The sequence below is a fragment of the Qipengyuania thermophila genome, assembly GCF_004153605.1.
In the GTDB taxonomy this organism is placed as follows: domain Bacteria; phylum Pseudomonadota; class Alphaproteobacteria; order Sphingomonadales; family Sphingomonadaceae; genus Qipengyuania_B; species Qipengyuania_B thermophila.
On the sequence record NZ_SDSI01000001.1, the window covers coordinates 431,175 to 450,474 of the forward strand.

A 19,300-nucleotide genomic window follows, 5' to 3' on the forward strand; every position below is an offset into this window, starting at 1 on the left:
CCCCGTGTCGCCCGTGTGGCCCGCCGCTCCCTTGACTCCCCGCCCCAAATGCACCAAAGCGCGCGCCAATCCGGCGGCGCGGTTTGCGTCGCCTGTTCGTCTGGGCCACGCGCCCCAGCCTTCAGGATAGAGCCATGGCGAAGCCCGCAACCGTCAAGATCCGTCTCGTCTCCACGGCCGACACCGGATTCTTCTACGTCACCAAGAAGAACCCGCGCAACATCACCGAGAAGATGACCTTCCGCAAATACGATCCGGTCGTGCGCAAGCACGTCGAGTTCAAGGAAGCCAAGATCAAGTGACATCGTGCGGGCGCGGGCTGAACGCGGGCGTGCGTCCGGGTTCACTCGCTGTTCAATGCCCCCGCCCTAGTCATCGGCGCATGATGACGACGCACTTCCTGAACACGTCGCGGGTTCTGCCGCTGGCCGCCGCTCTCGCGGTCGCTGTTCCGGCGGCGCATGTGCTGCTGCCCGCACCGGCCACCGCCCAGACGGCGAACCCGGTGAACGAGGCCGCGGCGGCGCTGCGGGCCATCTCGACCATGCGCGCCGACTTCACGCAGACGGACCGCAGCGGCCAGACGCTGCGCGGCGTGCTGTCGCTCAAGCGGCCGGGCAAGATCCGCTTCGAGTACGCACCCGGCACGAACATGCTCGTGGTGTCGAATGGCCAGTCGCTCTACATGGTCGACTATGATGTCGCGCAGGTGCAGCGCTGGCCGATCAGCAATTCGCCGCTGGGCGCGCTGCTCGATCCCAGCCGCGACGTGTCGCGCTATGGACGGGCGGTGGACACCGGCAACCCCAATGTCCTGTCGATCGAGGTGCGCGACCCGCGCCGGCCCGAATTCGGCGTCATCACCCTCATCTTCGTGCGCGATGCGGCAGCGCCGGGTGGACTGCGTTTGACTCACTGGGTCGCGCTCGACGCGCAGAACAACCGCACGACGGTGCGGCTGTCGAACCAGCGCTTCGGCATGGCGATTGCCGACAGCACCTTCACCTTCCGCGACCCGAGGCGAGGCGCCGCGCGCGGCTCGTAAGCTCCACGCCTCGGCCCGTCGCAAATGCGCGGAAATCTGCCGGTATTCAGTTGTCAGCAAGGGTTTCTGGAGTAGTCGGAAAGCCGGCGAGACGGTCGCAGTTGACGGGTTCCCCCCTGTTGCCCCGACTGCAGCAGCACCGTCTCGCTGCAAGCGTGACGAACGCTGAACATGGACCCCCGTCCCACCGCCCCCGGGACGGGGGTCCATAACGTGTCGGGCCGGGAAAACCGCGATCGCCTTGCCGCGCTGCGCAGCCCCGCCTAGAGCCGGGCGATGCTGTCGGTCGCCACCTGGAACATCAATTCCGTGCGTCTCCGTCTGCCGCTGGTGGAGCGTTTCCTGCGCGAACAGGCGCCCGACATCCTGTGCCTGCAGGAGATCAAGTGCCAGGCGCACCAGTTCCCGTACGAGGCGCTGGCGGCGCTCGGCTACCCCCATGCCGTCGTCCACGGCCAGAAAGGCTACCATGGCGTCGCCACGATCAGCCGCCATCCCCTGCGCGAGGTGTCGCGCCACGACTGGCAGGACAATGGCGAGGCACGCCATGTCGGCGTGGAGGTCGCGCCGTCCGGGCTGGTGGTGGAGAATGTCTACGTTCCGGCAGGCGGCGATCTGCCGGACCGCGCGCGCAATCCCAAGTTCGGCCAGAAGCTCGACTTCCTCGACCGCATGGCGCGCTGGGCCGACCGGATCGACCGGCCGACGCTGATCGTCGGCGACTTCAACGTCGCCCCGCTGGAGTGCGACGTGTGGAGCCACAAGCAGTTGCTCGGCGTCGTGAGCCACACCCCGGTCGAGGTGGAGGCGCTGACCAGATTCATGGACGCGCATGGCTGGGCCGATCTCGGCCGCCAGCACGTGCCCGCGCCTGAGCGCTACTACAGCTGGTGGAGCTACCGGGCGCTCGACTGGCGCAGGAGCGACCGGGGCCGCCGGCTCGACCACATGTGGGCCAGTCCGCAGCTCGCAGCGCAGGCGACGGGCCACCGTGTCCTCGAGGAGGCGCGGGACTGGCCGCAGCCTTCCGACCATGTGCCGTTGATCACGGCGTTCGCGCTGTGACCGGGCCGGGCGCGCCTTCCGCACGGCGCGCGGCGCAGGCGATCGACGCCGTGCGCCACGGCTGGCCGGTGCGGCTCGGGGGCGGACCGCAGCTGCTGCCGGTGGAAACAGCCTCCGCTCCCGCAGTCAAGGCGCCGACCCTGCTCCTGTCCGCCGGCCGCGCCGTGACCCTGAAGCTTGCCAACCAGAAGGAGGCGGCCGATCCGCGCCAGCCGGTGCTGATCCGGGGGGCTGAGCCGTTTGACCTCGCCAGCGCGCGCAGCGTCGCCGATCCCGCGCGCGACCTGCTCGATCCGCTGCGCGGCCCGTTCCGGGCCATGCCGCTCGACTGGCCGGACGAGGCCGTTGCCGCGCTCGAGCTTGCCCGCCGGGCCGGCGTGCTGCCCGCCTTTCTGGTCGCACCCGAACCGGGTGACGAGCCGGTGTGCGCCAGCCTTGCCGATCTGGACGCCTGGTCCGATCCGCAGCGGCTGCTGATCGCCACCCGCGCCCGCCTGCCGCTGGCCCGCGCCGCCGAGGCCGAGTTGCTCGTCTTCCGCAAGCCGGACGACCTGCGCGAGCATGCCGCGCTGATCGTGGGGCGGCAGTCGGCCGACACGGTGCCGCTCGTCCGGCTCCACTCGGAGTGCCTGACCGGCGACGTGTTCGGCTCGCTGAAATGCGACTGCGGACCCCAGCTCGATCACGCGCTCGACCGGATGGCGGCGGAGGCGGACGAAGGGCGCTGGGGCATTCTGCTCTACCTGCGGCAGGAAGGACGCGGCATCGGTCTCGTCAACAAGCTGCGCGCCTACCGCCTTCAGGATCAGGGCTTCGACACCGTGGATGCCAACGAGCGACTCGGCCTGCCGGACGAATCACGCGATTTCGCCACCGCGGCGGCCATGCTGCGCCTGATGGAGGTGCGCGCGGTCCGCCTCCTGACCAACAATCCGGCCAAGGTCGCGGCGCTGACGGAGGCCGGCATCACCGTCGAGGAACGCGTTCCGCACCAGACGGGCAGCAACGCGCACAACCTGCGCTACCTCAGGACGAAGCGCGACCGGGCGGGTCATCTGCTGGGCTGACGGCGGCGTCGAGCCGTTCGCCGATCGCCTCGCCCATCCTGAGCACCGACAGTTCGCCAAGTTCGTCCCGCCAGCGGATCCGTCCCGGCTCGAACAGGAGCACGACGGTCGAGCCAAGGAGGAAACGTCCCATTTCCGCCCCCGCCTCCAGCCGGACGCTGTCGGGGCCCAATGCGGGATAATGCCGCGTCAGCGGCTTGCCATCGCCCCCGCGCGCCAGCCCGCCCCACACCGTCTTGATGCTGGCGACGATCATGGCGCCGACCATGACCACCGCCACGCTGCCCAGGTCGGTGTCGAACACGCAGACGAGCCGCTCGTTGCGCGCGAACAGGCCGCGCACGCCCCGCGCGGTCGCCGTGTTCACGGAAAACAGCCGCCCCGGCACGTGCCGGGTCCAGCGCAGGGTTCCGCTCACCGGCATGTGCACGCGGTGGTAGTCGCGCGGGCTGAGATAGATGGTGGCGAACTCCCCGCCGGCGAAGCGGCGCGCAGCGTCCGCATCGCCGCCGAGCAGTTCGGCGGCGGTGAACTCCCGTCCTTTCGCCTGAAGGATGCGGCCCCCGGTGATGCGGCCAAGCTGGCTCACCGCCCCGTCGGCCGGGCTGAGCACGAACCGCGCCGGGTCCGCCAGCGGGCGGGCGCCCGGCTTCAGCGCGCGCGTGAAGAAGTCGTTGAAGGACCGGTAATCCTCCATGCCCCGCTCCGCCTCCTCCATGTCGACGTCGTAGGCGCGGATGAAGCGGCGGATGAGCTGATGGCGCACACGCGCGTTGCTGCTGGCGGCGAAGCGGCCGGCGATGCGGGTGAGTGCGCGCTGCGGCGCGACGTGCTGGAGCCAGACGAACAGCGACATCAGCCCCTCGTCCCGCCCGGCGGCGGCGGGTCGCAGGCGCAGGAGCCGCGGCCGCTCGCCGCCTGCAGCCCGACACCGGAGCGCAGCGCGCCGCATTGCGGGCAGAAGCGCCGTGCCCGTCCCGGCGCCGCCCTGCCCGCGACCTGCCGTCTCGTGGGGCGGCCGGGACCGGACACGGATTGGTCTGCCCTCATGGGGATGTTCAAGACAGCAAGGCGCCGCCGGGTCAAGCGCCAAGGAGACCACCCGATTGCGCGGCCGGCGGCCAGCGTCTATCTGCGCAGCGTTCAACGGAGATCACGCGATGCAGCCTCGCCATGCCCTGCTTGCCCTCGCGCCGCTGGCGCTGACCCTTGCTGCCTGCGGCGAGTTCGAGAACGCGTCCGCCGAAGCGCAGGCGGACACGGTGGAGATCCCGGCCGACGAGCCGCTCGCCAACGTGGCGGAGGAACCGGTGGCCGATCCGGCCGCCGGCACCGATGTTCCGGCCGCCGACGTCATCGCCAGCGATGCCGAAGGAGGCGCGGGCACGCTCGGCCCGGACATCGCCGACCAGGCGCCGCCCGCCACCCCCGGCGCGTCGCCAGCGGCCCCGGCCGGCGCCGCCGCGACGCCCTCGCCCGCCGCACCCGCCACGCCGCGCTGATCCTGCGTGACGGCGTCACGCTGGCGCAACTGGATCGGGCCGGTTCAGCGATCCTCGGACCAGGCCACGGAATCGCTGCTGGCGCGGTGGCTCGCCACGTTCGACCGTCCGCCCGTTGCCGGTTCATGGCTGCCGCAGGGGCTGCATTTCTGCCTGTGCCCTCCGGATGCACCCACACGCGAGCTGGGCGAGGACGGGCATCCGGACCGCAGCCGCGAGGGCGGCAGTTTCCTGCCGCCGGTGCCGCTGGAGCGGCGCATGTGGGCGGGCAGTCGGATCACCTTTCACGCGCCGCTGGAACGCGAAGCGGCCGTCACCCGCACCAGCCGCATCCTCAACATCACCGAAAAGAGCGGGCGCAGCGGCCTGCTCGTCTTCGCCGAGATCGAGCATGTGACCGAGTCCGGCGCAGCCGTGCGCGTGCACGAAGTGCAGACGCTGGTCTTTCGCCCGGCCGCGCCAAGGGACGCGCCGCTCGCTCCGCCGCCGCCCCCGACGGCGGAGCCGTTCGCGCCGGAAGGCTGGACGCGCCACCGCACGCTGGTCCCCGACGAGCGGCTGCTGTTCCGCTACTCGGCCCTCACCTTCAACACCCACCGCATCCACTATGACGCGCCCTACGCGCGCGAGGTGGAGCGCTATCGCGGGCTGGTCGTGCACGGGCCGCTGCTCGCCTCGCTGCTGCTCCAGCTGGCGGCGGACCATTGCGGCGACAACGCGCTGAGCGAGTTCACCTTCCAGGCGCGCAGTCCCGCCATCTGCGGCGATGCGCTCCACCTCGCGCTTGCGGACGAAGGCGCGATCCTGACGCTGAGGGCGGTGGCGCAGGACGGGCGCGTCGTGGTGGACGCCTCCGCCCGCCGGGCTCAGGGCAAAGGGTAGCCGGGCAGCGGCTTCACCACGCCGAACGTTTCGCGCTGCGGCGGCTCCTCAAGGGGCGGCAGGACGATGTCCTCCTCGGCGACCCGGGTGTCCGGAAGCCGGTCGAGCAGATCGCGGATCAGCGTGAGCCGCCCGCGTCGCTGGTCGTTGAAATCGACCAGCGTCCACGGCGCGTGCGGAGTGTGCGTGGCGCGCAGCATCGCCTCGCGGGCCTCGGTGTAGGCATGGTACAGGCGCCGCGCGGCGAGATCGACCGGCGACAGCTTCCAGCGCTTGAGCGGGTCGGCCAGCCGTTCCGCCAGCCGCTGCTCCTGTTGCCGCTGATCGGTGGTGAGCCAGTACTTGAACAGCAGCATTCCGTCATCGACCAGCATCTTCTCGAACACGGGTGCCGCGGCAAGGAACTCCTCGACCTCCTGCGGCGCGGCATACCCCATCACCCGCTCCACCCCGGCCCGGTTGTACCACGACCGGTCGAACAGGACGATTTCGCCCCGGGCGGGAAGATGCGGCACGTAACGCTGGAAGGACCATTGGCCCCGCTCGCGCTCGGTCGGCGCCGGCAGGGCGACCACGTGGCACTGGCGCGGATTGAGGCGGCGGCTGATCGCGCCGATGGCACCTCCCTTGCCGGCCGCGTCGCGCCCTTCGAACAGGATGCAGACGCGCTGCCCGGTCGCCTTGACCCAGCGCGCCATGGCGACAAGCTCCTGCTCCAGCGGAGCAAGATGCGTCTCGTAGTCGCGGCGTTTCAGTTGCGGTTCTTCCACTTGCCCCCCGCGCGGTGCTACACTCCGGGCGACCCGCAGAACAGCACGCGGCCCCGCCGCCGCGCAAGAGAGGACAGCGCCGATGGCCACGCTTCAGCAGGAACGACCGCAGGATTTCTCGCGCCTGCCCGACATGGACGGGACGGTGTTCACCGCGCCGCTGCAACGGCCCGCGCATGTCGGCGAGGACTGGCTGGAGCCTGAGCAGACCCGCTATTCCGCCGAGGATCACGCCATCTGGGACGACCTTTTCGCCCGGCAGATGGACGTGCTGCCCGGGCGGGCGGCGTCGGCCTTCCTGCGCGGGCTGGAGAAGCTGGACCTTGGCCGCGGCGGCGTGCCGGACTTCCGCCAGCTGAGCGAGGAACTGGGGGCGCTCACCGGCTGGTCGGTGGTGCCGGTGCCGATGCTGATCCCCGACCACGTGTTCTTCTGGCACCTCGCGAACCGGCGCTTCCCAGCCGGAAACTTCATCCGCACCCGCGAGACGTTCGACTACATCCAGGAGCCGGACGTCTTCCACGACGTGTTCGGCCATGTGCCGCTGCTCACCGACCCGGTGTTTGCGGACTACATGCAGGAATACGGGCGCGCCGGGTGGAAGGCGATGCGGCACAACCGGCTCAAGGCTTTGGGCGCGCTCTACTGGTACACGGTCGAGTTCGGCCTCATCCAGGAGCCGGACGGGATCAAGGCCTACGGGGCCGGCATCCTGTCGGGACCGACGGAGGTGGTGTTCGCGGTGGAAGGGCAGAGCCCGAACCGGATCATGCTGAATGTCGACCGGGTGATGCGGACCGATTACGTCATCAGCGACCTTCAGCCGACCTACTTCGTCATCGAAAGCTTCGAGGATCTGTTCCGGCAGACGGTCGAGCGCGACTTCGAACGGCTGTACCAGTCGCTGCCTCCCGCCTTCACCTACGCCAATTCGGCCGTGCTCGACCTCGACAACGTGGTGCATCGCGGCACGCAGGAGTATCTGCTGCGCGGCGGCCGCGGCAGCGGCGCCCAGCCGGTCTGAGACCCGCGCGCGTCCGTCGCGCCCGCAGCCACACCGGGAAGCCGATGGGCAGAAAAATGGCGGCGCCCGCTCAGGAGCGCCGCCATCATACGCGTCTCCGCGCTCAGCGGACCGTGGTCGTGGTGGTCGTCCCGGCGGCCTGATCCATGGCTTCGCCCTGCGCTTCCATGGCGTCGGCGCGGTCTTCCGCACGATCCGTGATCGCGTCTTCCTGCGCGTCGGTGATCGCGCCCTGCGCCTCGAGCTGTTCGGCGCGTTCGTTCACGATCTCGGCCTGCTGCTCGCCCTGCGCTTCCATGGCGTTCTCGTTCGGCCCTTCGCAGGCCGCCAGCGCCACGGACGCCGTCGCGGCCAGCACGGCCGACTTGATCATGGTCTTCATGTCGTTTTTCCCCTCTGGTGGAGAGACGGGCCTAGCAACAAAGCTGCTGCTCAGGAACAGAATTGTTGCTCGCCCGGCCGCGCGCCGACCGGCGGGTGGGCTGCGCGCCGGGTCCGCTTGCTCAGCGGGCGAGCAGCCAGAGGAGCGCGACGCTTCCGAGCACGATGCGGTAATAGGCGAACGGGCTGAACCCGTGCCGGGTGATGTAGGCCACGAAGGCGCGGATCACGATCAGCGCCACGACGAAGCTGGTCACGAAGCCGATCGCGATCTCTTCCCAGCCGATCAGCGTATTGCCGCTGAGCAGTCCCTCGGGCTCCGACACGATCTTCACCACGGCCGCGCCGAGCATCGTCGGAACGGCGAGGAAGAAGGAGAATTCGGCCGCGGTCTTGCGCCCCACCCCGAGCGTCAGGGCACCGAGGATGCTGGCCGCCGACCGGCTGGTGCCGGGGATCATCGCCAGGCACTGCATGAAGCCGATGCCGATCGCGACCGTCCACGGGAGATCGGCGACGCCGGTCTCGTAGCTCGGCTTGATCAGACGCTCGACCAGCAGGATCGCCACTCCGCCGACGATCAGCGCGACCGCCACGACGAGGGGCGTCTCCAGCATGTAGTCGATGGCGTCCTTGACGACGAGCCCGATCACCGCCGCTGGCAGGAAGCCCAGCACGATGTTGCGGGCAAAGCGCCACGCCGTCGCGTCGCGGCGGAGGAGGCCGGCGCCCATCGACCAGAAGGTGCTGCGGTAGGCGACCACGACCGCCAGGATGGCGCCAAGCTGGATGACGATGTTGAACTGTGCCCACTGCGCCGGGTCGTAGCCGAAGAATTCGGTCGCCAGGATGAGGTGCCCTGTCGAGGAGACCGGCAGAAACTCGGTCAGCCCTTCGAGAATGCCGAGGAGGAAGGCGGTGAGGGTGGTATCCATGTCCCGCGTGGCCAAGCCAGCCGCGCCTCGCGAAGTCAAACGGTTTAGGCGGCCTGCTGTCCGAACTGCAGCGCGGCGAGGTGGGCGTAGAGGCCGCCCTGGCGGCTCAGTTCGTCGTGCGTGCCGCGTTCGACGATGCGGCCGTTCTCCATCACCACGATCCGGTCGGCCGCCCTCACGGTGGACAGCCGGTGCGCAATGACCAGTGTCGTGCGCCCCTTCATCAGCCGGTCGAGCGCCTGCTGCACCAGCCGCTCCGATTCGGCGTCGAGCGCGCTGGTCGCCTCGTCCAGCAGCAGGATGGGCGCATCGCGCAGGATGGCCCGTGCGATGGCGATGCGCTGCTGCTGGCCGCCGGACAGGCGGGTGCCGTCCTCACCGAGATAGGTGTCGAGCCCTTCGGGCAGATCCCGCAGGAACCCCTCGGCGTTGGCCGCCTGCGCCGCCGCCCAGATCTCCTCGTCGCTGGCGCTCCAGCGGCCATAGCGCAGGTTGTCGCGGGCGTTGGCCGAGAACAGCACGCCCTCCTGCGGGACCAGAGCCATGCGCTGGCGGATCGCCGCAGGGTCGGCCTGCGTCAGCGGAACGCCGTCGAGCCGGATGGTCCCGCTCTGCGGATCGTAGAACCGCTCGGCCAGCTGGAAGATGGTGGACTTGCCCGCGCCCGACGGGCCGACGATGGCGACCGTCTCGCCCGGTTCGATCTCGAGGCTGAAGTCGCTGATCGCCGGCAGGTCCGGCCGGGTCGGGTAGCGGAACGTGACCTGCCGGAACGACAGGCTGCCCCGCGGCGGTTCGGGCAGGCGCTGCGGACGGGTGGGCGGGGCGATGGCGGGCCGCTCCGCCAGCAGCTCGCTCAGCCGGGCGGCGGCGCCCGCTCCGCGCAGCAGGTCGCCGAACACCTCCGTCAGCGCGCTGAAGGCGCCGGCCACCAGCCCTCCGGTGATGACGAAGGCGGCGATGGTGCCACCGGTGACCTCGCCCCCGGCGACCGCGAGCGCACCGCGCCACATCACAAGGGTGATCGCCCCGAACACGGCCACGATGATGAGCGCGGTCATTGCCGCGCGGATGGCAATCCTGCGCCGCGCCACGGCGAAGGTGTCCTCCACCGCGTCCCGGAAACGGCGGGCCTCGCGCGCCTCCTGGTTGAAGGCCTGCACGACCTTCATCGCCGCGAGCGTCTCGGACACGAGCGCCCCGACCGTGGCCACGCGGTCTTGGCTGGAGCGCGAGACGTTGCGCAGGCGCCGCCCGGCGACAACCACCAGCGGCAGCAGCACCGCCAGCCCGAACAGCAGGGCAAGCGTGAGCCGCGGCATCAGGTAGAACAGGTACACCGTGCCGCCCACGCCCATCAGCGCGTTGCGCAGCGCGACCGAGATGGTGGTGCCGACCACCTGTTCGATGATGGCCGTGTCGGCGGTCATCCGGCTGGCGATCTCGCGCGGGCTGTTCTCCTCGTAGAAGGACGGGGCGAGGCGCAGCAGGTTGGCCTGCACCTTGAGGCGGACGTCCGCGACCACCCGCTCGCCCAGCCAGCTGACGAAGTAGAAGCGCATGGCCGTGCCGATGCCGAGCACCACGACGATGCCGAGGAGATAGCGGAACCAGCGGCCGATGTCCGCCGGATCGCCCCCGGCCGCGAAGCCGCGGTCGATGATGAGCTTGAACCCGGCCGGGATGGCGAGCGTCGCCCCGGCGGTGATCACGAGCGCGGTCAGCGCCAGCGCCACCTTGTCCGGGTAGCGCCGGGCGGCATCCCAGATCATCCGCAGCGGGCCGAGCGAGCGGACCGGCGGCGCGGCTGCAACGGGCGTGTCGGGGGCGTCGGGAGCAGACTGCGGCGCAGCGTCCTCATCCACCGGGAAGGCAGCGGCGCCGCGGGCGGGATCGTGCGCGGTCATGGTCCGCCCATAGCCGGGCCGGCGCCGCTTTGCCATCAGCAAGGCATCGTCCCGCACAGCCGCGGCGCCCCGCTGCCCGCGGGAAAAATCCCGCATTGCAACCGACCGCCCCCGCCGCCATCTTGCAGCATCTGCACTGCTGCGGCCCCGGCGGGGCGGCGCGCGAAAACGACAACACGGGGAGCGGCCATGCTTTACGACGCTTACGAACTCCAGCGGACCTGGCTCGACAGCGCGAGCGCCTGGGCAAGCATCGGCGCCGAGATGCTGTCGAACCCCGCCAACCCGCTGGGCTACACCGGCATCGGCCCTGTTGCCGCGTCCGCGCTGCAGGTGTTCGCCCACGCCGCCGCGCCGCGCGGCAAGCCCGCCTTCGGCATCCGGAGCGTCGAGGTCGCGGGACAGGCGCACGACGTGCACGAGGCGGTCGTGACGGAGCGCCCGTTTGGCTCGCTGCGCGCCTTTCGCCGCGACGGTCTGCCCGAGGATGCGCCGCGCCTGCTGATCGTCGCGCCGATGAGCGGGCATTTCGCCACCCTGCTGCGCGGAACGGTCGAGCGCATGGTGCACAGCACCCATGTGTTCATCACCGACTGGGCGGACGCGCGCACGGTGCCGCTTGGCGCCGGGCGGTTCGACCTCGACGACTACATCGACTATCTGATCGACTTTCTCGGCGTGGTGGGACCGGGCGCGCACATGATGGCGGTGTGCCAGCCGTCCGTGCCGGCGCTCGCGGCGACCGCCATCATGAACCGGGCGCAGCATCCCGCGACGCCGCGGACGCTCACCATGATGGGCGGGCCGATCGACACCCGCCGCTCGCCGACATCGGTCAACACCCTTGCGATGGAGCGCCCGATCAGCTGGTTCCGGCAGAACGTCATCGCCACGGTTCCGGCGCGCTATCCCGGTGCGGGCCGGCGCGTCTATCCCGGCTTCCTGCAACTCGCCGGGTTCATGAGCATGAATCTGGGCAACCACCTGATGAGCCACTACGAGATGTTCAAGCATCTCACCGTCGGCGACCACGCCAGCGCCCAGGCGACCAAGGACTTCTACGAAGAATACCGCAGCGTCTGCGACATGACGGCCGAGTTCTACCTCCAGACCGTCGAGGAGGTGTTCCAGAAGCACTCTCTGCCGCGCGGCGTCTTCACCCATCGCGGCGAGGTCGTCGACCCGGCCGCGATCACGCAGACGGCGCTGCTCGCGATCGAGGGGGAGCGCGACGACATTTCCGGTCTGGGCCAGACGCGCGCCGCGCTCGATCTCGCCACCTCCCTGCCCGTCGCCTCCAAGCGGTACTTCATGGCGGAAGGCGCGGGCCACTACGGCATCTTCAACGGCAGCCGCTGGCGCACCCGCATCGCGCCCGTTGTCGAGGAGTGGATCGCCGCCCACAGCTGAAGAACAGCATCCGCCGCAGCCGCCGGCGATGCCGCCCACACGCCTTCTTCATCCCGCCCGCCCCTTTCGCTAGTGTCGGGACCGGACACCGCCACGGGAGCCTGCGCCGATGATCGTCACCGTCAACCCCGCCACGGGCGAGGAACTCCATCGCTACGACGAGCTTGACGAGGCGGGGATCGACCGCGCGCTGGACCGGGCGGCGGACGCCTTCGGACGCTGGCGCCGCAGCCCGCTGGAGGAGCGCACGGCCCTGCTGGCCCGTCTCGCGGGCGTGTACGAGGGGAACATCGACCGGCTCGCGCGGCAGGCCTCGCTGGAAATGGGCAAGACCTTCGCCTCCGCAAAGGCCGAGGTCGCGAAATGCGCCGCGCTTTTCCGCCACCTCGCCGAGAACGGCCCGGCCATGCTGGAGCCGGAGGTCTGGTCGTTGCCAGATGGCGCGCGGGCGGAGGGGCACTGGCTGCCGCTCGGCCCGGTGCTGGCGGTGATGCCGTGGAACTTCCCCTACTGGCAGGTGGTCCGCTTCCTTGCTCCCACGATCCTCGCCGGCAATGTCGGCCTGCTGAAGCACGCCAGCAGCGTGCAGGGCGTCGCCGCGTTGCTGGAGGAGATGATGGGCGAGGCGGGCGCGCCCGAGGGGCTGTTCCAGAACCTGCCGATCCGCGCCCGCGCGGTCGAGGGCATCATTGCCGACGACCGCGTCGTGGCGGCGACCCTGACCGGGAGCGAAGGCGCAGGCGCGGCGGTGGCCGAGGCCGCCGGGCGTCACCTCAAGAAGGTGGTGCTGGAACTCGGCGGGTCCGACCCGTTCATCGTCATGCCATCCGCCGACCTCGACGACGCGGTCAGGAACGCGGTCAGGGCACGCATCCAGAACACCGGCCAGTCTTGCATCTGCGGCAAGCGGATGATCGTCCATGGCGAGATCTACGACGCCTTCCTCGAACGGTTCGTCGATGCGATGGCGCAGGTGCGGGCGGGAGATCCGTTCGACGAGGCGAGCGACATGGGGCCGCTCTCCAGCGCGGAGCAGCGCGACACGGTGCTGAAACAGGTCGCCACGGCCCGCGAGGAAGGCGCGACAGTGGTCCTCGAACCGCGCGCACCGGATGGTCCGGGCGCCTACCTCACCGCCGGCGTGCTAACGGACGTGCCACCGGACAGCGCGACGGCGCGCGACGAGATCTTCGGTCCCGTGGCGCAGGTCTGCCGCGCCGCCGACATCGACGAGGCCATCGCCCGCGCCAATGACATTCCGTTCGGTCTCGGCTCCTCCGTCTGGACGCAGGACAGTGGCGAGCAGGATCGCTTCATCCGCGAGATCGAGGCCGGGATGACGGCGGTGAACCAGGTGCTCGCCAGCGACGTGCGCGCGCCGTTCGGGGGAACCAAGAAATCAGGGCACGGGCGCGAGCTGTCGGAGCACGGGCTGCGCGAATTCATGAACCTGAAAACGGTGATGCTGCCGCGCTGACGGGCGCGCCGGCCCACGGACAGTCCCGGCGCGCTGCGGCAGCCAGCAGCCGGTCCCGACGCCCAGCCCGGCGAAGGAAGGCCCGCGCGGCCGGCAGCGGCATGCTTGCCGCCCCGGCGCAGCGCGGCGCCCGCGTCAGAACACCTCGAACAGCCCCGCCGCGCCCATGCCGCCGCCCACGCACATGGTCACGACGACGTGGCGGGCGCCGCGCCGCTTGCCTTCGATCAAGGCGTGGCCGGTGCAGCGCGCGCCGGTCATGCCGTAGGGGTGACCGATGGAGATCGATCCGCCGGAGACGTTCAGCAGCTCATCGGGGATGCCAAGCTTGTCACGGCAGTACAGGACCTGCACCGCGAACGCCTCGTTCAGCTCCCACAGACCGATGTCGTCCATCTTGAGCCCGAAGCGGTCCAGCAGCGCCGGGATCGCATAGACCGGCCCGATGCCCATCTCGTCCGGCTCGGTGCCGGCGACGGCCATCCCGACATAGCGGCCCAGCGGCTGCAACCCGCGCTGCTCGGCCACTTTGGCCTCCATCAGCACGCAGGCCGAGGCGCCGTCGGACAGTTGCGAGGCGTTGCCGGCGGTGATCGTCGTGCCCTCGCCCATGACAGGCTTGAGGCTCTGCAGGCCTTCGAGCGTGGTGTCGGGACGGTTCCCCTCGTCCTTGGCGAGGGTTACCTCGCGGTCGGACACCTCGCCCGTCGCCTTGTCCTGCACCTTCATGGTGGTGGTGACGGGCACGATCTCGTCGTCGAAGCGCCCCTGCGCCTGCGCCTCGGCGGTGCGCCGCTGCGACTGAAGCGCGTATTCGTCCTGCGCCTCGCGCGAGATGCCGTAACGCTGCGCGACCGTCTCGGCGGTCTGCAGCATGGGCATGTAGATCGCCTTGTGCATGGCGATGAGCGACGGGTCGGGCTGGACCCGCATCTCGGCCGTCTGCACCAGGCTGATCGATTCCTGCCCGCCGGCCGCGACCACGTCCATGCGGTCAACCACGATCTGCTTGGCGGCGGTGGCGATCGCCATCAGCCCGCTGGCGCATTGCCGGTCGAGGCTCATGCCCGACACCGACACCGGCGCCCCCGCGCGCAGCGCCACCTGCCGGGCGATGTTGCCGGCCTGCGTCCCCTGCTGGAGCGCGCTGCCCCAGACCACGTCCTGCAGCTCGCCCGCCTCGATACCTGCCCGCTCGATGGCCGGCGCAAGGGCGTAGCTCCCGAGGGTCGGTCCCAGGGTGGCGTTGAACCCGCCCCGATAGGCGCGTCCGATGGCGGTGCGGGCGGTGGAGACGATGACGGCGTCACGGGACATGGGATCAGTTCCTCTGGCTGGTGGAAGGTAAGGCGACGGGAGTTGTCAGACGAACAGCTGCGTGATCCACTCGCAGACCAGCGCGGGCTTGTCCTCGCCTTCGATCTCGATGGTGATCTCCACCGTCTGCTGCCACTGGCCGGGCCGCTTCTCGGTCATTTCGAGGAGTTTCCAGTGGCCGCGGATGCGCTTGCCCGCGCGGACGGGGTTGATGAAGCGGGTCTTGTTGCCGCCGTAGTTCAGCCCCATCCGGACACCCTCGGGCCGGGGAAGATCGGAATTCTGCGACAGGTAGGGAATCATCGACAGGGTGAGGAAGCCGTGCGCGATGGTGCCGCCGAACGGCGTCATCTTCGCCATTTCCTCGTTGACGTGGATGAACTGGTGATCGCCCGTCGCGTCGGCGAACTGGTTGATCCGCTCCTGCGTGATCTCCACCCACTCGCTCGAGCCGAGCGACTGCCCGACCTTGGTGCTCATCTCCTGCGGCGTCATAGGGTCGCTCTCCGATCGGCTGAAACCTCGCCGATGCCATGCCGCGCGCGGCGGGGCAACGCAAGCACGGCGCGCCGGGCGACCGTCAGCCGCTTTCCAGCACCTCCGTCAGAGCGGCAAAGCAGGCGGGATCGACCGCGCGCCCAACCTCCGCAGCCATGACCTCCAGCGCCCGCTGGCGCGGCATGGCGGCGCGGTAGGGCCGGTCCGCGGTCAGCGCGTCATAGAAATCGCAGGTGGTGATGATGCGCGTCTCGACGCGGATCTGTTCGCCGCGCAGGCCAAGCGGATAGCCGGTGCCGTCAAGCCGCTCGTGATGGGCGGCGGCAAGATCGGCCATGTCCGACAGGACGCCGATGCGCCCGAGGATCCGGTTCGTGTGCGCGGCATGCTCGCGCATCTCCACCCACTCCGCTTCGGTGAGCGTGCCCGGCTTGTCCAGAACGGCGCTCGACACCCCGAGCTTGCCGATGTCGTGCAACGCCGCGGCCCGGCGCAGAGGCCGGATGCGATCTGCGGGCACGCCCATCTGCCGGGCGAGATCTTCGGCGTAGCGGGCCACGCGGCCCGAATGGCCCGCGGTGTAGGGGCTCTTGGCGTCGATGACCTGACCGAAGGCAAGGGTGATCGCGTCGAGCCAGTCGTCGTCCACGGGCGCATCCTCGACCGGAGCGCGGGCCGCGACAAGCGCATCGATCAGCGGCGACTCGAGATCGCGCCAGAACGCCTCATCCTCCGCCAGCGACGCAAAGGCGCGCGCGGCTTCGGGATCGAGCCATGTGCCCGCTCGGCGCGCAACCTCGTCCTGCGCCGCGACGCGGCCACCGGTCTGATGAAACACGTCCGCCACTTGCGCCAGCAGCGCGAGACGAGCGCCGAGCGGGATCGCCTGTCCGGTCAGCCCGTCCGGGCGGCCCGTGCCGTTCCAGTGCTCGTCCAGATGGTAGATGCCCTGCGCCACGGCCTCGTCGCGTCGCAGACTGCGGGCAATCTCTGCCCCGCGGGTGCAGCGCGCGAGGATCATGTCCTGCGCGATCTCGTCGCCGTGGCGCAGGATGTTCGCCACCGCGCCGATCCGCCGCGTCCAGGACGCGGACGCTCCGGTTTCGCGGAACACGAACCGCAAGGTCGATGGCAGCCCCGGCGGCACCGTCTTCCACCTGCGCTTGAAGGTGCGGTCGTCGGCGAGATAGAGTTCGGCAATCCGCGCGGCGTTGCTGGAGCAGCCCAGATCCTTCAGCAGCGCCGTATAATGGACGTGGGCCGTCTGCGCCGGGTCCGCGCCCAGCCGTTCCGCCACCCGCCCGGCAATGTAGCAGCACCGGACCGCGTGCCCGGCCGGCTGCCCCTCCGTCAGATCGAGAGCATAGCTGAACGCGCCGGCAACATCGCCGAAGCTGATCGTGCCCGATGCGGCACAAAGAGCGGCATGCTGCATCCTCGGCATTCTGCGCCGCCATCATGAGGAAACGGTGAGCAATGCTCCTTAACAGGGGTTTGGATCAGGGCTCCGCATGCCTGCGGGAGGGGACGTCATGCGGCCTCGCAGGGACAAAAAAGGGCCGGTCGCATGCACGACCGGCCCCGCTTTGCGTGAGGAAGGGACCCGCGCGTCAGAGCGCGTAGCGCACCCGCACTTCGCGGGTCTTGCGAGCCCGCATCGACGCACCGATGAAGCCGAAGCCCAGCAGCATCAACGCCCAAGTACCCGGCTCCGGCACGGCCGCCTGGATGGCGATGTTGTCCACCTCGAAGGCGTTCCGGCTCGACGACAGGCGCAGGGCCCCGATGTTGAACTGGTCCGCGCCGGTGATGGTCAGGTACGCCAGCGGGTTGGTGATGGGCGAGGACTGGTTGCCGTTGGGGTTCACCGCCGCGTCGAACCCGGTGAAGCTCGCCAGGACGGTGGTCAGGTCACGGCCCAGCACTTCCAGCGTGTTGAAGTCGTCCACCGATCCCCAGATGAAGGAGATCTGGCCGATCGACGCGAAGGCGGACAGGTTGAGAATGCCCGGCGAGCCATCGGACGGGCCGACGGTCCAGTATCCGCCGGTGCTGCCGAACGGCTGGGCCGCGACACCGCTCACACTGCCGAAGCGGACCTGCCCGCCGGTGGCTTCGGCCGGTGCGCCCGAATCGAAGGTGAAGGTCGGCGTCGGCCCGCTGTAGGGGTTGGTGCCGGGAACTGACGTCAGGACAATGGCAGCGCTCGCGCCGCTGGCCATGCCAAGGGTCGCAAGTGCCGCAGTAGCAGCGAGAAGCTTCATGCGCATGTCGTAGGTCCTTCATGCATCGCGGTTCAAAGACAGTGCCGCTCCGATTGCAGCGACACTCGAGAATGCGACCCTCGGGCAATGCTCATGAGGTGCTGCACACCTTCACCAACACATCTGCCTCGCTGCGCAATCTACCCCTAAACAGATCGTTAACCAAGTATAAAGAATTCGCGAGAGTCAGGCGCTTAGACAGCATGTGCCGTTCCGGAACACAGGCTTGTGCTTATTCGCGTCCATAGATGGCTGCGCCGCTTCTTCCGCAGGACTCTCCGTGATTCAGCAACTTGAGGGCGTGCGACGGCTTGGTCGGGCCGGCGCGGGACGGCGCGGCGCTTTCGACTTGCGCCGCATTTCCGACTCACCAGTCTATCGGCGCTTCACCGTGCGATGTGAGAAACGCGTTGGCGCGGCTGAACGGGCGCGAGCCGAAGAAGCCGCGGTGGGCCGACAGGGGGGAAGGATGGGGGCTGAACAGCCACAGGTGGCGTTCGCCGGCGCGCGCCCGCAGCGGTGCGAGCGCCGCCTGCGCCTGCGCGCCCCAGCCCATGAACACCAGCGGCCGTCCCTGGCAGGCGAGCGCCTCCAGGCACCTGTCCGTCAGCGCCTCCCAGCCAAGGCCCGCGTGGCTGGCAGGCTGTCCCGCGCGGACCGTCAGGACGCGGTTGAGGAGCAGCACGCCTCCCCGCGCCCAGGCAGCGAGATCGGCCGGGGCGGACGCCGCGCCGCCCAGATCCTCCGCGCGCTCGCGCAGGATGTTCTGCAACGACGGGGGCGGACGCACGCCCGGCGGCACGGCGAAGGCCAAGCCGTTCGCCTGTCCCGGACCGTGATAGGGATCCTGCCCGAGAATGACGACCCGGACGCTCGCGAAGGGGGTCAGGGCGAGCGCGCGCAGGCGGCAGGTCGGTGACGGATAGACCGCGACGCCGGCCGCTTCCTCGTCGGCCAGCCGGCGGGCGAGCGCCTGCAGCCGTGGTCCTCGAAGCACCGCGCCGGCGGCGGCGCGCCAGCCCTGCTCAAGCTCATCGGGGTTCATGCGGGGCCAGGGTAGCGCGGCACACCCCGGCGTTCCAGCGCCCCTTTCCCTTGCCGGCGATCGCGCCTAAGGCTGGCGCGATGGCTGTGCACTTCCACGAGAACGACTTGCCCGAGGGCGCCCTTGCCGACGGGGCAGTGGCCGTGGACACCGAGACGATGGGGCTGGTGACCCGCCGCGACCGGCTGTGCGTGGTGCAGATCAGCGACGGGCGCGGCGACGAGCATCTCGTGCGGTTCGCGCCCGGCAGCGACTACGCGGCGCCCCGGCTCAAGGCCGTGCTCGGTGATCCGGCGCGGCTCAAGCTGTTCCATTTCGCCCGCTTCGACCTCGCGGCGCTTCAGCATTACCTCGGCGTGATGGCGGCGCCGGTGTTCTGCACCAAGATCGCCAGCAAGCTGACCCGCACCTACACCGATCGCCACGGGCTCAAGAACCTGGTGAGCGAACTGCTCGGAGCGGACATCTCCAAGGCGCAGCAGTCGTCGGACTGGGGTGGCCCGGATCTTTCGGAGGCGCAGCGCGACTATGCCGCGAGCGACGTGCGCTACCTCCATGCGCTGCACGAAGTGCTGACCGCGCGGCTGGTGCGCGAGAACCGGCTCCACCTCGCGCAGGCGTGCTTCGATTTCCTGCCGACGCGCGCCCTGCTCGATCTGGCCGGATGGGACGATGCCGACATCTTCAGCCACGAGTAAGCGCCGGGACGCT

Annotated in this window: 20 protein-coding genes; 10 read left to right on the forward strand and 10 right to left on the reverse strand. The window is 69.9% G+C overall.

Features of this window, described 5'->3' with window-relative positions; all coding sequences use genetic code 11:
• Nucleotides 1-134 precede the first annotated feature (134 nt).
• The 4 genes from rpmG to ribA all read left to right on the forward strand — a co-directional run bounded on the left by rpmG (nucleotide 135) and on the right by ribA (nucleotide 3,177).
• Nucleotides 135-302 (forward strand): 50S ribosomal protein L33, encoded by a 168-nt coding sequence (gene rpmG, locus ETO60_RS02060; RefSeq protein ID WP_034961594.1) that lies wholly within the window; start codon nucleotides 135-137, stop codon nucleotides 300-302.
• 83 nt (nucleotides 303-385) lie between these two features.
• A complete protein-coding gene (locus ETO60_RS02065; protein ID WP_130003002.1) occupies nucleotides 386-1,045 on the forward strand; it encodes a LolA family protein in 660 nt (219 codons plus the stop codon).
• A gap of 276 nt (nucleotides 1,046-1,321) precedes the next feature.
• Complete coding sequence (locus tag ETO60_RS02070) at nucleotides 1,322-2,110, forward strand: exodeoxyribonuclease III (RefSeq protein ID WP_130002270.1); 789 nt, start codon at nucleotides 1,322-1,324, stop codon at nucleotides 2,108-2,110.
• Nucleotides 2,107-3,177, forward strand: coding sequence for a GTP cyclohydrolase II (ribA, locus tag ETO60_RS02075; protein WP_234026267.1), 1,071 nt, complete (start codon nucleotides 2,107-2,109; stop codon nucleotides 3,175-3,177). Before ETO60_RS02070 ends, ribA begins: the two co-directional genes overlap by 4 nt.
• Here ribA and asd read toward each other — a convergent pair.
• Nucleotides 3,137-4,033 carry an archaetidylserine decarboxylase gene (gene asd, locus ETO60_RS02080; RefSeq protein WP_130002271.1) on the reverse strand — a complete coding sequence of 299 codons (897 nt, stop codon included), beginning with the start codon at nucleotides 4,031-4,033 and terminating at the stop codon, nucleotides 3,137-3,139. The genes ribA and asd overlap by 41 nt on opposite strands.
• 304 nt (nucleotides 4,034-4,337) lie before the next feature.
• On the opposite strand from asd, the gene ETO60_RS02085 reads away from it, so the two are divergent.
• Entirely contained in the window at nucleotides 4,338-4,679 is a 342-nt protein-coding gene (locus ETO60_RS02085; protein ID WP_130002272.1) for a hypothetical protein, read from the forward strand.
• A gap of 6 nt (nucleotides 4,680-4,685) precedes the next feature.
• Entirely contained in the window at nucleotides 4,686-5,561 is an 876-nt protein-coding gene (locus ETO60_RS02090; RefSeq protein WP_130002273.1) for an FAS1-like dehydratase domain-containing protein, read from the forward strand.
• On the opposite strand, the gene ppk2 is transcribed toward ETO60_RS02090, so the two are convergent.
• Nucleotides 5,546-6,331 (reverse strand): polyphosphate kinase 2, encoded by a 786-nt coding sequence (gene ppk2, locus ETO60_RS02095; RefSeq protein ID WP_199798812.1) that lies wholly within the window; start codon nucleotides 6,329-6,331, stop codon nucleotides 5,546-5,548. The genes ETO60_RS02090 and ppk2 overlap by 16 nt on opposite strands.
• 133 nt (nucleotides 6,332-6,464) lie before the next feature.
• Here ppk2 and phhA point away from each other — a divergent pair, with 133 nt between their 5' ends.
• A complete protein-coding gene (gene phhA / locus ETO60_RS02100) occupies nucleotides 6,465-7,355 on the forward strand; it encodes a phenylalanine 4-monooxygenase (RefSeq protein ID WP_130003008.1) in 891 nt (296 codons plus the stop codon).
• 103 nt (nucleotides 7,356-7,458) lie between these two features.
• Here phhA and ETO60_RS02105 read toward each other — a convergent pair whose 3' ends face one another.
• The 3 genes from ETO60_RS02105 to ETO60_RS02115 form a co-directional block, all read right to left on the reverse strand.
• Nucleotides 7,459-7,737 (reverse strand): hypothetical protein, encoded by a 279-nt coding sequence (locus ETO60_RS02105; RefSeq protein ID WP_130002274.1) that lies wholly within the window; start codon nucleotides 7,735-7,737, stop codon nucleotides 7,459-7,461.
• A 121-nt stretch (nucleotides 7,738-7,858) separates the two neighbouring features.
• Nucleotides 7,859-8,671, reverse strand: coding sequence for an undecaprenyl-diphosphate phosphatase (locus ETO60_RS02110; RefSeq protein WP_130002275.1), 813 nt, complete (start codon nucleotides 8,669-8,671; stop codon nucleotides 7,859-7,861).
• A gap of 44 nt (nucleotides 8,672-8,715) precedes the next feature.
• On the reverse strand, nucleotides 8,716-10,578 hold the full coding sequence (locus ETO60_RS02115) for an ABC transporter transmembrane domain-containing protein (RefSeq protein ID WP_130002276.1): 1,863 nt from the start codon (nucleotides 10,576-10,578) through the stop codon (nucleotides 8,716-8,718).
• A 189-nt stretch (nucleotides 10,579-10,767) separates the two neighbouring features.
• Here ETO60_RS02115 and ETO60_RS02120 point away from each other — a divergent pair, with 189 nt between their 5' ends.
• Nucleotides 10,768-11,988, forward strand: a complete 1,221-nt coding sequence (locus ETO60_RS02120; RefSeq protein WP_130002277.1) for a polyhydroxyalkanoate depolymerase — start codon at nucleotides 10,768-10,770, stop codon at nucleotides 11,986-11,988.
• Between the two features lie 109 nt (nucleotides 11,989-12,097).
• Nucleotides 12,098-13,465 (forward strand): NAD-dependent succinate-semialdehyde dehydrogenase, encoded by a 1,368-nt coding sequence (locus ETO60_RS02125; RefSeq protein WP_130002278.1) that lies wholly within the window; start codon nucleotides 12,098-12,100, stop codon nucleotides 13,463-13,465.
• 135 nt (nucleotides 13,466-13,600) lie between these two features.
• Here ETO60_RS02125 and ETO60_RS02130 read toward each other — a convergent pair whose 3' ends face one another.
• The 5 genes from ETO60_RS02130 to ETO60_RS02150 all read right to left on the reverse strand — a co-directional run bounded on the left by ETO60_RS02130 (nucleotide 13,601) and on the right by ETO60_RS02150 (nucleotide 18,589).
• A complete protein-coding gene (locus ETO60_RS02130) occupies nucleotides 13,601-14,782 on the reverse strand; it encodes an acetyl-CoA C-acyltransferase (protein WP_130002279.1) in 1,182 nt (393 codons plus the stop codon).
• Between the two features lie 45 nt (nucleotides 14,783-14,827).
• Nucleotides 14,828-15,262 carry a MaoC family dehydratase gene (locus tag ETO60_RS02135; RefSeq protein ID WP_390612455.1) on the reverse strand — a complete coding sequence of 145 codons (435 nt, stop codon included), beginning with the start codon at nucleotides 15,260-15,262 and terminating at the stop codon, nucleotides 14,828-14,830.
• A 100-nt stretch (nucleotides 15,263-15,362) separates the two neighbouring features.
• On the reverse strand, nucleotides 15,363-16,715 hold the full coding sequence (locus tag ETO60_RS02140) for an HD-GYP domain-containing protein (protein ID WP_130003010.1): 1,353 nt from the start codon (nucleotides 16,713-16,715) through the stop codon (nucleotides 15,363-15,365).
• A 175-nt stretch (nucleotides 16,716-16,890) separates the two neighbouring features.
• Entirely contained in the window at nucleotides 16,891-17,550 is a 660-nt protein-coding gene (locus ETO60_RS02145; protein ID WP_130002281.1) for an Npun_F0296 family exosortase-dependent surface protein, read from the reverse strand.
• Between the two features lie 361 nt (nucleotides 17,551-17,911).
• Nucleotides 17,912-18,589, reverse strand: coding sequence for a uracil-DNA glycosylase (locus ETO60_RS02150; protein ID WP_130002282.1), 678 nt, complete (start codon nucleotides 18,587-18,589; stop codon nucleotides 17,912-17,914).
• An 80-nt stretch (nucleotides 18,590-18,669) separates the two neighbouring features.
• Between ETO60_RS02150 and ETO60_RS02155 the strand changes: the two genes are divergently transcribed.
• Complete coding sequence (locus ETO60_RS02155) at nucleotides 18,670-19,287, forward strand: ribonuclease D (RefSeq protein WP_130002283.1); 618 nt, start codon at nucleotides 18,670-18,672, stop codon at nucleotides 19,285-19,287.
• The last annotated feature ends 13 nt before the right edge of the window (nucleotides 19,288-19,300 follow it).

What these genes read in the sequence shown, in the direction of transcription:
- rpmG (WP_034961594.1), top strand. Translation starts at nt 135, where the DNA reads ATGGCGAAGCCCGCAACCGTCAAGATCCGTCTCGTCTCCACGGCCGAC.
- ETO60_RS02065 (WP_130003002.1), top strand. Translation starts at nt 386, where the DNA reads ATGACGACGCACTTCCTGAACACGTCGCGGGTTCTGCCGCTGGCCGCC.
- ETO60_RS02070 (WP_130002270.1), top strand. Translation starts at nt 1,322, where the DNA reads ATGCTGTCGGTCGCCACCTGGAACATCAATTCCGTGCGTCTCCGTCTG.
- asd (WP_130002271.1), bottom strand. Translation starts at nt 4,033, where the DNA reads ATGTCGCTGTTCGTCTGGCTCCAGCACGTCGCGCCGCAGCGCGCACTC.
- ETO60_RS02085 (WP_130002272.1), top strand. Translation starts at nt 4,338, where the DNA reads ATGCAGCCTCGCCATGCCCTGCTTGCCCTCGCGCCGCTGGCGCTGACC.
- phhA (WP_130003008.1), top strand. Translation starts at nt 6,465, where the DNA reads ATGGACGGGACGGTGTTCACCGCGCCGCTGCAACGGCCCGCGCATGTC.
- ETO60_RS02105 (WP_130002274.1), bottom strand. Translation starts at nt 7,737, where the DNA reads ATGAAGACCATGATCAAGTCGGCCGTGCTGGCCGCGACGGCGTCCGTG.
- ETO60_RS02110 (WP_130002275.1), bottom strand. Translation starts at nt 8,671, where the DNA reads ATGGATACCACCCTCACCGCCTTCCTCCTCGGCATTCTCGAAGGGCTG.
- ETO60_RS02115 (WP_130002276.1), bottom strand. Translation starts at nt 10,578, where the DNA reads ATGACCGCGCACGATCCCGCCCGCGGCGCCGCTGCCTTCCCGGTGGAT.
- ETO60_RS02120 (WP_130002277.1), top strand. Translation starts at nt 10,768, where the DNA reads ATGCTTTACGACGCTTACGAACTCCAGCGGACCTGGCTCGACAGCGCG.
- ETO60_RS02125 (WP_130002278.1), top strand. Translation starts at nt 12,098, where the DNA reads ATGATCGTCACCGTCAACCCCGCCACGGGCGAGGAACTCCATCGCTAC.
- ETO60_RS02130 (WP_130002279.1), bottom strand. Translation starts at nt 14,782, where the DNA reads ATGTCCCGTGACGCCGTCATCGTCTCCACCGCCCGCACCGCCATCGGA.
- ETO60_RS02135 (WP_390612455.1), bottom strand. Translation starts at nt 15,262, where the DNA reads ATGAGCACCAAGGTCGGGCAGTCGCTCGGCTCGAGCGAGTGGGTGGAG.
- ETO60_RS02140 (WP_130003010.1), bottom strand. Translation starts at nt 16,715, where the DNA reads ATGCAGCATGCCGCTCTTTGTGCCGCATCGGGCACGATCAGCTTCGGC.
- ETO60_RS02145 (WP_130002281.1), bottom strand. Translation starts at nt 17,550, where the DNA reads ATGCGCATGAAGCTTCTCGCTGCTACTGCGGCACTTGCGACCCTTGGC.
- ETO60_RS02150 (WP_130002282.1), bottom strand. Translation starts at nt 18,589, where the DNA reads ATGAACCCCGATGAGCTTGAGCAGGGCTGGCGCGCCGCCGCCGGCGCG.
- ETO60_RS02155 (WP_130002283.1), top strand. Translation starts at nt 18,670, where the DNA reads ATGGCTGTGCACTTCCACGAGAACGACTTGCCCGAGGGCGCCCTTGCC.